This is a genomic window from Streptomyces sp. NPDC085596 (genome assembly GCF_044541565.1).
Classification (GTDB): domain Bacteria; phylum Actinomycetota; class Actinomycetes; order Streptomycetales; family Streptomycetaceae; genus Streptomyces.
On record NZ_JBITTC010000001.1, the window covers coordinates 516,776 to 528,935 of the forward strand.

The 12,160-nt window shown below is 73.2% G+C and carries 10 protein-coding genes, 1 other RNA gene and 1 pseudogene; 5 read left to right on the forward strand and 7 right to left on the reverse strand.

The window, feature by feature from the left end; genetic code table 11:
- Positions 1-73 precede the first annotated feature (73 nt).
- The 4 genes and pseudogenes from efeO (at position 74) to ACIGA3_RS02370 (ending at position 4,404) form a co-directional block, all read left to right on the forward strand.
- A complete protein-coding gene (gene efeO / locus ACIGA3_RS02355; protein ID WP_399709594.1) occupies positions 74-1,210 on the forward strand; it encodes an iron uptake system protein EfeO in 1,137 nt (378 codons plus the stop codon).
- Between the two features lie 17 nt (positions 1,211-1,227).
- The gene (efeB, locus tag ACIGA3_RS02360) at positions 1,228-2,490 is read left to right on the forward strand and encodes an iron uptake transporter deferrochelatase/peroxidase subunit (RefSeq protein WP_399709597.1); all 1,263 of its coding nucleotides are present in this window, start codon (positions 1,228-1,230) and stop codon (positions 2,488-2,490) included.
- Positions 2,491-2,493: 3 nt separating this feature from the next.
- Positions 2,494-3,440, forward strand: a pseudogene (gene efeU, locus ACIGA3_RS02365) (iron uptake transporter permease EfeU); the annotation flags it as partial.
- Positions 3,412-4,404, forward strand: a complete 993-nt coding sequence (locus ACIGA3_RS02370) for a hypothetical protein (RefSeq protein ID WP_399709600.1) — start codon at positions 3,412-3,414, stop codon at positions 4,402-4,404. The pseudogene efeU and the gene ACIGA3_RS02370, both read left to right, overlap by 29 nt.
- Before the next feature lie 176 nt (positions 4,405-4,580).
- Here the strand turns inward: ACIGA3_RS02370 and ACIGA3_RS02375 are convergent, their stop codons facing one another.
- The 6 genes from ACIGA3_RS02375 to ACIGA3_RS02400 all read right to left on the reverse strand — a co-directional run bounded on the left by ACIGA3_RS02375 (position 4,581) and on the right by ACIGA3_RS02400 (position 10,934).
- The gene (locus ACIGA3_RS02375; RefSeq protein WP_399709603.1) at positions 4,581-5,324 is read right to left on the reverse strand and encodes a bifunctional DNA primase/polymerase; all 744 of its coding nucleotides are present in this window, start codon (positions 5,322-5,324) and stop codon (positions 4,581-4,583) included.
- A 166-nt stretch (positions 5,325-5,490) separates the two neighbouring features.
- The gene (locus tag ACIGA3_RS02380) at positions 5,491-6,483 is read right to left on the reverse strand and encodes a small ribosomal subunit Rsm22 family protein (RefSeq protein ID WP_399709605.1); all 993 of its coding nucleotides are present in this window, start codon (positions 6,481-6,483) and stop codon (positions 5,491-5,493) included.
- Positions 6,484-6,671: 188 nt separating this feature from the next.
- The gene (locus tag ACIGA3_RS02385) at positions 6,672-7,847 is read right to left on the reverse strand and encodes a serine hydrolase domain-containing protein (protein ID WP_399709608.1); all 1,176 of its coding nucleotides are present in this window, start codon (positions 7,845-7,847) and stop codon (positions 6,672-6,674) included.
- On the reverse strand, positions 7,799-9,085 hold the full coding sequence (locus tag ACIGA3_RS02390) for a multidrug effflux MFS transporter (RefSeq protein ID WP_399709611.1): 1,287 nt from the start codon (positions 9,083-9,085) through the stop codon (positions 7,799-7,801). Before ACIGA3_RS02390 ends, ACIGA3_RS02385 begins: the two co-directional genes overlap by 49 nt.
- Positions 9,086-9,193: 108 nt before the next feature.
- Complete coding sequence (locus tag ACIGA3_RS02395; protein ID WP_399709614.1) at positions 9,194-10,393, reverse strand: D-alanyl-D-alanine carboxypeptidase family protein; 1,200 nt, start codon at positions 10,391-10,393, stop codon at positions 9,194-9,196.
- A gap of 214 nt (positions 10,394-10,607) precedes the next feature.
- Positions 10,608-10,934, reverse strand: a complete 327-nt coding sequence (locus ACIGA3_RS02400; protein WP_399709617.1) for a nuclear transport factor 2 family protein — start codon at positions 10,932-10,934, stop codon at positions 10,608-10,610.
- A 150-nt stretch (positions 10,935-11,084) separates the two neighbouring features.
- Here ACIGA3_RS02400 and ACIGA3_RS02405 point away from each other — a divergent pair, with 150 nt between their 5' ends.
- Positions 11,085-11,630 carry a DoxX family membrane protein gene (locus ACIGA3_RS02405; RefSeq protein WP_399709620.1) on the forward strand — a complete coding sequence of 182 codons (546 nt, stop codon included), beginning with the start codon at positions 11,085-11,087 and terminating at the stop codon, positions 11,628-11,630.
- A 50-nt stretch (positions 11,631-11,680) separates the two neighbouring features.
- Here the strand turns inward: ACIGA3_RS02405 and rnpB are convergent.
- An RNA gene (gene rnpB / locus ACIGA3_RS02410) (RNase P RNA component class A) lies at positions 11,681-12,081 on the reverse strand.
- Positions 12,082-12,160 lie beyond the last annotated feature (79 nt).

A 12,160-nucleotide genomic window follows, 5' to 3' on the forward strand; every position in this document is an offset into this window, starting at 1 on the left:
CTCGGGTAAGTTAGGCAAGCCTCACCAAACCGAATGGGCGGGTTTGTGCCGCCCTGACCGCCTGGAGCCCGTTATGCGAGCCGTCCGTCCGATTGCGATCGCCGCCACCGCGGCGGCAGCGCTGACCGCTCTGTCGGCCTGCACCGCCAAGAGCGACGCCAAGGACGGCGACGCCATCCAGGTCACCGCCGCAGACAGCAAGTGCGACACCTCCGCCAAGTCCGTGCCGGCCGGCCAGGTCACGCTGAAGATCGAGAACAAGGGCTCGCGCGCCACCGAGGTCGAGATCGTCTTCCCGGACGACCGGATCGTCTCCGAGAAGGAGAACATCGGGCCGGGCACCAAGTACACGCTGACCGCCGAGGTGAAGGCGGGCTCGTACGAGATCGCCTGCCGCCCCGGCATGAAGGGCCACGGCGTCCGGCAGAAGCTCGACGTGACCGGCGCCGGGAAGACCGCGAAGCGGAACCCGGCGCTGGACGGCGCGGTCGCCGGATACCGCCAGTACGCCCAGGACCAGGCCGACGAGACGGTGCCGCTCGCCGAGACCTTCGCCAAGGCCGTCCAGGCCGGTGACCTCGCCGCCGCGAAGAAGGCGTACGCGCCCTCGCGCCTCGGCTGGGAGCGCACCGAGCCGGTGGCCGAGTCCTTCGGTGACATCGACCCCTTGGTCGACACCCGCGCCGACGGCCTGGAGGACGGCCAGAAGTGGACGGGCTGGCACCGGCTGGAGAAGTCCCTCTGGCAGGACAAGAAGATCGGCGCCGAGGACAAGAAGCTCGCCGCGCAGCTCGTCACCGACCTGGGGGACTGGCAGCGCCGCGTCGGCAAGGCCGAGATCACCCCGACCTCGATGGCCAACGGTGCCAAGGAGCTGCTGGACGAGGTCGCCACCGGCAAGGTCACCGGCGAGGAGGACCGCTACTCGCACACCGACCTGGTCGACTTCAAGGCCAACGTCGAGGGCGCGCAGAAGGCGTACGAGCTGCTGAAGCCGGTCGCCGCCAAGAACGACTCCGCCCTCACCGGCGAGCTGGACAAGCAGTTCGCGGCGCTGGACAAGCTGCTGGACAAGTACCGCCCGGCCAAGGACTCCTACGACTTCGTCTCCTACGACAAGGTCGGCAAGGACCAGCGCAAGGAACTGTCCGACGCGGTGAACGCCCTGGCCGAGCCGCTGTCCAAGCTCGCGGCCGCGGTCGTCAAGTAGTAACGGGAGCACGGGTGATGACCGAGAACGAGCGCGGCGGACCTTCGCGGCGCGCGCTGATCGGCTGGGGCGGTGCCGGGCTCGCGCTCGGCGCCGCCGCGGCGGGCGGCGGCGTGGCGCTGTCCGACGGCCAGCTGGGCCTGGCGTCGGCCTCGCCGTCCGAGGAGGCCGGCGGCGTCGCCTTCCACGGCGTCCATCAGGCGGGCATCGCCACCCCGGTGCAGGACCGGCTGCATTTCGCCGCGTTCGACGTGAAGACCGAGGACCGCGCCGAGTTCGTCCAGCTGCTCAAGGACTGGACGGCGGCGGCCCGGCTGATGACGGCCGGGAAGCCGGTCGGCGAGGGCGCGTACGGCGGGCTCGCCGAGGCCCCGCCGGACGACACCGGCGAGGCGCTGGGCCTCAGCCCCTCCCGGCTGACCCTCACCCTGGGCTTCGGGCCCTCCCTCTTCGAGCGGTTCGGGCTGGCCGACCGGCGTCCGGCCGCGCTCGCCGACCTGCCGAAGTTCCCCGGCGACAACCTCGACAGGTCCCGTACCGGGGGCGACCTCTGTGTGCAGGCGTGCGCGGACGACCCACAGGTGGCGGTGCACGCCATCCGCAATCTGGCCCGCGTCGGCTTCGGCAAGGTCGCGGTGCGCTGGTCCCAGCTGGGGTTCGGCAAGACCTCCTCGACCACGCCGGACGCGCAGACCCCGCGCAACCTGATGGGCTTCAAGGACGGCACCCGCAACATCGCCGGCACCGAGACCGCCCGGCTGGACAAGCACGTCTGGGTGGGCGCCTCGGACGGGGACGCCAAGTCGGCCTGGATGACCGGGGGTTCGTATCTGGTCGCCCGGCGCATCCGGATGAACATCGAGACCTGGGACCGGACTTCGCTCCAGGAGCAGGAGGACGTGTTCGGCCGGGACAAGGGCGAGGGGGCGCCGGTCGGCAAGGCGAAGGAGCACGACGCGCCGTTCCTGAAGGCGATGAAGCCGGACGCCCATGTGCGCCTGGCCCACCCCGACTCCAACAACGGGATCACCATCCTGCGCCGGGGCTACTCCTTCACCGACGGCACGGACGGACTCGGCCGCCTGGACGCGGGCCTGTTCTTCCTGGCCTACCAGCGCGACGTACGCGAGGGGTTCATCCCGCTCCAGCGTCGGCTGTCGGCGCAGGACGCGCTGAACGAGTACATCCAGCACGTGGGTTCGGCGGTCTTCGCGGTCCCGCCCGGTGTCCGTGACTCCGCCGACTGGTGGGGCCGGGCGCTGTTCTCCAAGGAGGCGTAGTCCGTGTTCTCCAACTACCTGATCGGCCTGCGCGAGGGGCTTGAGGCGTCGCTCGTCGTCTGCATCCTGATCGCCTATCTGGTCAAGACCGGCCGCCGGGAGGCCCTTCGGCCGATCTGGACCGGCATCGCCATCGCGGTCCTGCTCGCCCTGGGCTTCGGCTGCGCGCTCGAATTCGGCTCGCAGGAGCTGACGTTCCAGGCGCAGGAGGCGCTGGGCGGCTCGCTGTCCATCGTCGCGGTCTGCCTGGTGACGTGGATGGTCTTCTGGATGCGGCGCACCGCCCGGCACCTGAAGTCGGAGTTGCACGGCCGTCTCGACGCGGCCCTCGCCATGGGTACGGGCGCGCTGGTCGCCACCGCGTTCCTGGCCGTGGGCCGGGAGGGGCTGGAGACCGCGCTGTTCGTGTGGGCGTCGGTGCACGCGGCGAGCGACGGCACCCCGCGCCCGCTGATCGGCGTCGCCCTCGGTATCGCCACGGCGGTGCTGCTGGGCTGGCTGTTCTACCGGGGCGCGCTGCGCATCAACCTGGCGAAGTTCTTCACCTGGACCGGCGGCATGCTGGTCGTGGTCGCGGCGGGAGTACTGGCGTACGGCTTCCACGACCTCCAGGAGGCGGGCTGGGTGCCGGGCCTGACGGACGTGCCCTTCGACATCTCCGGCGCGATCCCGCCGGACAGCTGGTACGGGACCCTGCTCAAGGGCGTGTTCAACTTCCAGCCGGACCCGACGGTCGTGCAGATCACGGTCTGGCTGCTGTATCTGGTGCCGGTGCTCACGTTGTTCCTGCTTCCCTCCCGCCTCTCGGGCCGCACGGGCGAGACTGCGACGAGCGCGGTGAAGTAGGCGCCTCCGGGGGGTCCGGCGCTCTTTCCCTCCCGGTAGGGTTCGCCTCCGGGAAGGGGAAGGTGAAGTCGCCTCATGAGCAGGGATCGCAGCGGCCGCGGGCTACGCGGCCGGAACCGGAAGGCACTCATAGCGGCCTCGCTGACCGCTTGGACGCTGACGACGAGCGGATGTGTCGTCGTGCACGGCGAACGCGAGATGTTGCCCGCCGCCACCCGCGCCGAGGCCGCCCGCGCTCTGACGGGGTTCACGGACGCGTACAACAAGGCCGACCGGGCCTTCGACAGCTCCCTGGACGCCGGGCATGTCACCGGGGCGTTCGCCGCGATCGACTCCGCCCGGCTGACGGCGGGCCACGCCAACAGCCCGGACGGCAACACCCGGCACACCCCGCTGACCCTGACCGACGCGAAGTTCACCATCCCGAAGAAGCCGGGCTGGCCGCGGTGGTTCGTCGCGGACGCCAAGGGCAGCAAGGGCGGCAGCGCCCGCTGGCTGATGGTGTTCCTCCGCGACGGTCTCGGCGAGCCGTGGCGGGTGTCGTACGTGACGCTGGTCGCGCCCGCCCAGGTGCCGAGGTTCCGGCTGGACGCGGACGGCTGGGCCGAGGCGGTGCCGGCCGGCTCCACCGGTGAGGCGGTCCCGCCGGGCGAGCTGAGCGAGCGGTACGCGGCGTATCTGCGGGGCGGCGGGAAGACGTTCGCCGACGGGCCCAGCACCAGTGGGTGGCGTACGGTCCGGGCCCAGCAGGCGCGGAAGCCGGGGCTGGTGCGGCAGTACGTCGACGAGCCGCTGACCCGCGACGACTTCGCGCCGCTCGCGCTGCGCACCACGGACGGTGGGGCGCTGGTCTTCTTCGCCTCGCGCCACTTCGAGAAGCGGACGGCTGCCGCCGGGACTTCGGTGGTTGTGCCGAACCGGGATGTGCGGGCGTTGACCAAGGGTGAGGTGAAGCAGTCGCTGACGTTGGAGTTCGTCTCCAACCAGGCCGCGCTCGATCCTGCCGGCGGGGGGCCGGTGTCGGTGCTGGGGCGTGTGCAGGGGCTTACTGCCGCGCAGGGCGAGTAGGGCCGGCCTTCGGCCGGATCTGGTTCCCACCCGCACCACCCGTACAACTTTCGTCGGCGGCTGCGAGTGGCCCGTTGGGGCGGGGGCGGCGTCGGCGGGTGCGGACGGCCGGTTGAGGGCCGGTTCGCCTTGGGTGACTCCGGGCGACCGGCCACCGGTCAGGGCTGCGGCTCGCTTCAGCGGCGGGACGGCCAGGCTGCTTCGGGGTGGGGGTCTGCGTCGGTGGCGGCGTACCGGGCACAGGCGTCCGTGAGGGATTCCAGGAGGGTCAGCGGCTCGGGCAGGGGGTGTTCGGGGCCGCGGACCCAGCGGACTCCTCGGTCGGGGTCACCGGGGAGCCGGGCCGGGGGGACGAGGACGTAGGAGCCGCGGCAGTGCCAGCGCAGGCCGGGGTGTTCGTCCATGGTCTCGGGGTGGCAGTCCAGCTCGCAGGGCCACCACTCGTCCTCGTCCTCGGGGGTGCCGCGGGTCTGGGTGAAGAACAGCATGCGGCCGTCGTCGCTCTCGGCGACCGGGCCGACCTCGACACCCTCGCCGAGGAGCCGGTCGAGGGCGGCCTGCCCGGCGTCCAGGGGTACGTCGAGGACGTCGTGGGTCATGCCGGTGGCGGTGATGAAGTTGGCCTGCGGCTGGTCGCGGGCCCACCGCTCGATCTGGGCGCGGTCGGTGGTCGACTGGGTCTGCCAGGCGAAGGACACCGGGTGCCGGGCCGGGGTGGGACAGCCGACGCGGTCGCAGGAACAGCCGTAACCGGGGGCGGGGTACGCGGCGAGCGCCAGGGGCAGCCCGGCCGCGGCGGTGGCGAGCAGCAGCGACTCACGGCCGCCGTCACCGGCGGTCTCCTGCTTGGGGCGGCGTCCGCGCAGCCACTGGGAGATCCTGCCCTGCCGGCCGGACCGGCCGCCGAACGTCGCGCTCATCTGTCCCCTCGCCTCGCTGTGGTGCGGACAGCATGCCTCATCGTCCCACCTTCCTGCGCCCCGGGGAGCCCGAGCACGGATATGAAGGAAGCTGGCGAGACATACCTCACAATGACGGGGTATGCACGATTTTCCCCTTTCTTTGCCAGGGGTGGGCGTCCAAGGGCTAGGCGTCGCCCAGCGGCGGCCAGGCGTCGCCCCACTCGGCGTCACGGGCCGCCTTGTACAGCTCGCCGTGCCGCTTGGTGACGGTCGTCCGCCGCAGCTGCTCGTCCGCCTCGCACAGATCGAGCAGCACCTGACCCTTGCGGATCTGCGGGCGCCGGACCACGCGAGCCGGGGCCGGATCGGCGGGCAGCCGGGTGGCGGCGACGTAGCTGAACTTCTCGTCCTCGTACGCCAGCGAACCGCCCTTGACCTGGCGGTGCAGCGAGGAACGGCTGACGCGCGCGGCGAAGTGGCACCAGTCGGTGCCGGGCACGATCGGGCACGGCGCGCTGTGCGGGCAGGGGGCGGCGACCCGGAACCCGGCCGCGATCAGCCGGTCACGGGCCTCGATGATCCGCTCGTACCCCGCCGGGGTGCCCGCCTCCACGATGACGACGGACTGCGCGGCGGCGGCCGCCGCGTCGACGAGGGCGGCCCGGTCGGGCTCGGACAGCTCGTTGAGGACGTAGGACACGGTGACCAGGTCGGTGCCCGGCAGCTCCAGCGCGGCCCCGATCCGGGCCCGCCGCCACTCGGCGCCGCGCAGCGCGGGGTGCGCCCCGGCGATCTCCCGGCCTAGCGCGAGCGCGGGCTCGGCCCAGTCCAGCACGGTCACCGGGCGTTCCCCGTCCCAGGTGGCGGCCACGGCCCAGGTCGCGGCGCCCGTCCCGCCCCCGATGTCCACATGGCTGCGGGGCACCCACTCGGGCACCGCGTCCGCGAACGCCTCCAGCGCGGAGCGCACCGCCTCGAACGTCGCGGGCATCCGGTACGCGGCATAGGCCGCCACATCGGCCCGGTCCCGCAGGATCGGCGCGTCGGTCGGGGTGTCCCCCCGGTAGTTGGCGATGAGCCGCTCGACAGCGGACGCCGCCTGCCGTGGCGGCAGCCCGTCCAGCACCCCGGCGAGGGTGGAACGGAGGGTATCGGCGGTGGAGACGGGGGCGTTCACCGCTCGATTCTCTCAGGTGCGGGGACGCGCGCCGGCGTGGTGCTGCGAGAGTGCCCCGCACGCACACGTACACGTGCACCGGTCCGAGGCGGCCCGCGCCGCGCGGGCGGCCGGTGCGGCGGGAGTTGGCACCGGCGGGCGCCGGGGGGGGGGGGGGGGGGCGGCCTCCGGAGGTGGCGCAGCCAAGCTCAGGCGTCGCGTACCGCTTTGGCCAGGCGGCTTGCCAGGGCCGCTCGGGGGTGGCTGTCGGGGGGCCTTCGTACCGGGTGGACGGTGTTGGCGAGGAGGACCAGGAACGTGTCCGTCGCCGGGTCCAGGACCAGGGACGTGCCGGTGAAGCCCGTGTGGCCGGCGGCGCCCTGCCCCGACAGGGTGCCCATGAACCAGGGCTGGTCGATGGCGAAGCCCAGGCCGGGCGGGGTGAGGAGGAGTTCCACGAAGTCGGGGCCGAGGATGCGGGCGGGGCCGTACGCGCCGCCCGCGAGGAGGGCGCGGCAGAAGACGGCGAGGTCGGGGCCGGTGGAGAACAGGCCGGCGTGGCCCGCGACCCCGCCGAGCGCCCAGGCGTTCTCGTCGTGGACGACACCCCGCAGCATCCCCCGGTCCGCCTTGGCCCAGGGCCGTCGCTGGTCCTCGGTGGCCGCCGCCTCGGGGCGCGGCCCGTAGGAGGTCGCGGTCATGCCCAGCGGGCGGGTGATGCCGTCCGCGATCAGTACGTCCAGGGTGCGCCCGGTGATCCGCTCCAGCACGAACTGGAGGAGCAGCATGCCGAGGTCGGAGTACTGGTACTCCCCCACCTTCTCCGTGGGCGGCTCGGCGCGGAGCCGGGCGAGGCGGGCGGTGAGGTCGGGGCAGTCGTAGAGCGGGAGTTCGGGGGCGAGCCCGGCGGTGTGGGTGAGCAACTGCCGCACGGTGACGCCGTGTTCGCCTGCCCCGGTGAACTCGGGCAGGTACGCGCCCACGCGGGCGTCGATCCCGAGGGTGCCCCGCTCGATCTGCTGGAGCGCCGCGACCGACGTGAACAGCTTGGTGAGCGAGGCCAGGTCGAAGGGGGTGTCGAGGGTGACCGGCACCCGCTGGGCGGGCGGGAGTTCGACGCCGGTGCCGGACTTCGGGTCCCAGGAGGCGTACCGCACGGCCCAGCCCGACGCCTCGGCGACGGCGATCACCGGGCCGCGTCCGGCCACGGCGACGGCTCCGGCCGCCCAGGGCTGCGTCCCGGCGGTGAGGGCGTGCAGGTCGTCGGTGAGGCGGGCCATCCCGGCGGGGTCGAGCCCGGCCCGCTCGGGGGTGCCGAGACGGAGTTTCGGTGCGCTCAGTGGTCCACTCCCTCCGGGCCCGCGCCCGCCTTCCAGGGACGGCACAGTCCCATGAAGCAGGCGCCCGCCACCAGCGCGGCGGCCAACTGGACGACGGCCATCGGGACGGCGGTGCCCTCCCCGGCGATCCCGACGAGCGGGGAGGCGACCGCGCCGATGAGGAACGAGGTCGTACCGAGCAGCGCGGAGGCGGAACCGGCGGCGTGCCGGGTGCGCAGCAGGGCGAGGGCCTGGGTGTTGGGCATGGTGAAGCCCATCGCCGACATCAGCACGAACAGCGCGGCGGCGACGGGCGCGAGCCCGACCTCGCCGAACACCCCGGTGGTCATCAGCAGCAGGGCGCTCGCGGCCAGCACGATCACCGCGAGGCCGCAGCCGAGCACCCGGTCCAGCCGGACCCGGCCCACCAGCAGCTTGCCGTTGATCTGCCCGGCGGCGACCAGGCCGACCGAGTTGAGCCCGAACAGCAGGCTGAAGGTCTGTGGGGAGGCGCCGTAGACCTCCTGGACGACGAAGGGGGACGCCGAGACGTAGGCGAAGAGCGCGGCGAAGGCGAAGCCGCCCGTGAGGAGGAAGCCGGTGAAGGGCAGGTCGGCGAGGAGGCCGCGCATGGTGCGCAGGGACTCCTTCACCCCGCCCCGGTGCCGTTCGGCGGGCGGCAGCGTCTCGGGCAGCCGCAGCCAGACCAGCGCGGTGAGCACGGCCCCGATGCCGGTGAGGACGACGAAGACGCCCCGCCAGTCGGTCACCCTCAGGATCTGCCCGCCGATCAGCGGGGCGACGATCGGGGCGACCCCGGATATCAGCATCAGGGTGGAGAAGAAGCGGGCCATGGCGACCCCGTCGTAGAGGTCGCGTACGACGGCCCGCGCGATGACGATCCCGGCCGCGCCCGCGAGCCCCTGCGCCAGCCGGAAGGCGACCAGCGTCTCGACGGTGGGCGCGAGCGCGCACAGGGCGGTGGCGACGAGGTACACGGCGAGCCCGGTCAGCAGCGGGCGCCGCCGCCCCCACCTGTCGCTCATCGGCCCGACGACCAGCTGCCCGAGCGCCATCCCGGCGAGGCAGGCGGTGAGGGTGAGCTGCACGGTGGCGGCGGGCGCGTGCAGGGCGCGGGTGACCTCCGGCAGCGAGGGCAGGTACATGTCCATCGCCAGCGGTGTGGTGGCGGTGAGGGCGCCCAGCAGGAACGTGACGAGCACCCCGCGCGGCGGCCCCGCGACCACGACCGTCTCCGGGACGGCCTTCACCCCCGAAGCCGTCACGGCATGCCGCTCACCCATGAAACCCCTCCCAGCCAACGCCCCGGACGACGTCCCCCATGGTCTCAGCTCACGCAGGATGCGGGGGGACATGTGTACGACGAGGGCGGAACCAGTGCGGGTGGGCCCTCAACGGCGGTGGCGGCCGCCCTGCTGGAGTGCGGCTTCGGCGGGGGCATCTGCCGTACGGGCCCGGCGGCGCCGCAGGAGCGCCCAGGCGCCGGCGCCGAGCAGGGCGGCGGTTCCCGCGCCGCCTTCGGCGAGGCGGAGGGTGGAGGGGCCGGGCGGGGTGGTGGCCGCGTGGGCCGGCTTCTGTGCCGGGACCGGGCTGACGGTCGGGCGGCTGCCGCTCGTACCGCCGGGCGCGGCGAGCAGGCCGACCGGCTGGGCCGCGCGGCCGGGGCCGAAGCCCCAGTCGAGGAGGGCGGCGGTCTGCTCGTAGACGGCGTTGCTGCCCTCGGCGGGGTGCATCACGGTGACCAGCAGGGTGCGGCCGCCCCGGGTGGCGGCGCCGGTGAAGGTGTTGCCCGCGTGGCTGGTGTAGCCGTTCTTGACCCCGAGCAGCCCCGCGTACGGGTTGAGCCCCCACGCGCCGGTGAGCAGGCGGTCGGTGTTCTGGATCTGGAAGGTCTTCTTGCCGCCCGCCGGGAAGTCCGCGGTGCGGGTGCCGCAGTGGCGCCGGAAGTCGGGGTTCTTCAGCCCGGCGCGGGCGAACAGCGTGAGGTCGTACGCCGAGGAGATCTGACCCTTGTGGTCGAAGCCGTCCGGGCTGACCACATGGGTGTCGAGGGCGTGCAGATACTCGGCCCTGGCCTGCATCTCGGCGACCGTGCGGGCGACACCGCCGTTCATGTGGGCCAGCACGTGCACGGCGTCGTTGCCGGAGCGCAGGAACACGCCCTGCCAGAGCTGCTCGACGGTGTAGGTGGTGCCGGCCTGGACGCCGACGAGGCTGGACCCGGACGGTATGTCGGCGAGGTCGGCGTCGGTGACCCGGTAGCGCTGGTTCCGGTTGAACTTGGGCAGCACGGTGTCCGCGAACAGCATCTTCAGCGTGGACGCGGGCGCGAGTCGCCGGTGCGCGTTGAAGGAGGCGAGCACCTCCCCGGTGTCCCGGTCGGCGAGGAGCCACGCCTGCGCGGTGAGCTTCTTCGGCAGGCCGGCCGCGCGCACCTGGACCCCGCCGCGGGCGAGCCGTTCACCGCCGACGACGCTCGTCCCCGCGGATCTCGCCCCGGCGGCGGAGGCGGGGGCGGTGGCGGTCAGGGGGACGGCGGCTGCCGCGAGACCGAGGAGGGCACGTCGGCTGAGCGGGGAACATTCACGCACCCGGGGACCGTACACCGGCCCCAACTGGGCCTTACCAGCGGGAGGTCGTTCCCCGGCCAGGACTTTGCCCTCTTATGAAAGTCCGATGGACCGATCGCGCGGCAAACCGGTCGGACCCGCTCCGGCCGCCCCATCGGACCAGCCCTCAGCGCCGCCCGCTCACACCCGTTCCCTCACACCCGTCCCTCACACCCGCTCCCTCACACCCGTTCCCTCACGCCTCGCCCGTCTCGAACCGGGAGATCCGGCCGTCGTCGGCCACGGTGAACGTCCACCGGGTGCGCAGCTCGCCCCAGGTGTCGTTGCGGTACCGGGCGACGAGGGCACGTCCGCCCCTGGACTCGTTGTCGACCTCCAGGTGGCCGTGGCTGGAGAAGATCTCCTGGTCGATCCAGACGGCGAGGTCGCGGTCGGCGCCGTCGTCGGCCATGGTCGCGCCGGGCGCGAGGAGGGACATGAAGCCTTCGCGGTCATGGGAGTTGACGGCGTGCACGAAGGCCCGGACGGCCGGGTCGCGCAGCTTGGCGGGCTGAATCGTCATGGCGTCAGGCTCACACCGCTCCCCGCGCCCTGCCACCGGACGTCCGCCACCCGCGCCACCCGGACGCCCGGCCCGGGAGGCCGGACGGGGTGCCTGGTGCGACCGTGGACGCAAGGGAAGGTTCCCCGTCCGCGCCCCCAGGGAGTCACCATGACCTGTTACGACCGACGCGATGTGGGCCTGCTGCTGCTCCGGCTGAGCACCGGCGGGGTACTGGCCGCGCACGGCGCGCAGAAGCTGTTCGGCTGGTTCGGCGGGCACGGTCTTGAGGGCACCGGCCAGTTCATGGAGTCCGTGGGCTTCGCACCGGGCAAGGCGAGCGCGACGGCGGCAGGCGCGGCGGAGGCGGGCGGCGGCGTCCTGCTGGCCCTCGGCCTGGCGACACCCGTGGCGGGCGCGGCGGCGGCCGGCGCGATGGCGGGGGCGGCGGCGCTGCACGTCCCCAACGGCTTCTTCGCCCAGGAGGGCGGCTACGAGTACGCGGCGAGCCTCGGCCTGGCCGCGGCGGGCCTCGCCGTCGCGGGCCCCGGCCGCCTCTCCCTGGACCATCTCCTCGGCCACGTCTTCGACCGCAACTGGATGGTCCCGGCCGCCCTCGGCTTCACGGCGACGGCCACGGCGGTGGTGATCGGCGCCCGGAACCGGCGGCTGCGGGAGACGGTGATCACGGAGCAGGAGGTGCTGTTCGAGGAGTAGGACTCCGCCGGGCAGCGGACCCTGCTCAGGGGGATGCCGTAGGGGTACGACAGACGAGTCGGGCTGTACGCCGGGTTCTGTTCCGGGGGCCCTCGCGGGCGTCCCGGTGACGGCCATCCATCTAGGGCCGGTGTTGCCACCGGCCTCGTGCGGTCTACCCGCGGACTCGGGCGGGCAGCCCTCGATCGTCCGCGCAGAAACACCGGGGTGTTTCCTTTTGACCTTGCTCCGGGTGGGGTTTACCTAGCTGCCCAGGTCACCCTGGGCACTGGTGGTCTCTTACACCACCGTTTCACCCTTACCTCGCGCCGAGGCGCGGGGCGGTCTGTTTTCTGTGGCACTGTCCCGCGAGTCGCCTCGGGTGGCCGTTAGCCACCACCCTGCCCTGTGGAGCCCGGACGTTCCTCGGGAAGCCCCCTGAGGGACTTCACGCGGCCGTCCGCCCGGCTCGTCTGCCGTGCCGACCATGGTACCGGGCCGGGCGGGCGGCGCCGACCGCTGCCGGGGGCCCGTACGCTGGCGCGGAGGCC

Coding starts and splice junctions, on each gene's coding strand:
- efeO (WP_399709594.1), top strand. CDS start 74: ATGCGAGCCGTCCGTCCGATTGCGATCGCCGCCACCGCGGCGGCAGCG.
- efeB (WP_399709597.1), top strand. CDS start 1,228: ATGACCGAGAACGAGCGCGGCGGACCTTCGCGGCGCGCGCTGATCGGC.
- ACIGA3_RS02370 (WP_399709600.1), top strand. CDS start 3,412: ATGAGCAGGGATCGCAGCGGCCGCGGGCTACGCGGCCGGAACCGGAAG.
- ACIGA3_RS02375 (WP_399709603.1), bottom strand. CDS start 5,324: ATGAGCGCGACGTTCGGCGGCCGGTCCGGCCGGCAGGGCAGGATCTCC.
- ACIGA3_RS02390 (WP_399709611.1), bottom strand. CDS start 9,085: ATGGGTGAGCGGCATGCCGTGACGGCTTCGGGGGTGAAGGCCGTCCCG.
- ACIGA3_RS02400 (WP_399709617.1), bottom strand. CDS start 10,934: ATGACGATTCAGCCCGCCAAGCTGCGCGACCCGGCCGTCCGGGCCTTC.
- ACIGA3_RS02405 (WP_399709620.1), top strand. CDS start 11,085: ATGACCTGTTACGACCGACGCGATGTGGGCCTGCTGCTGCTCCGGCTG.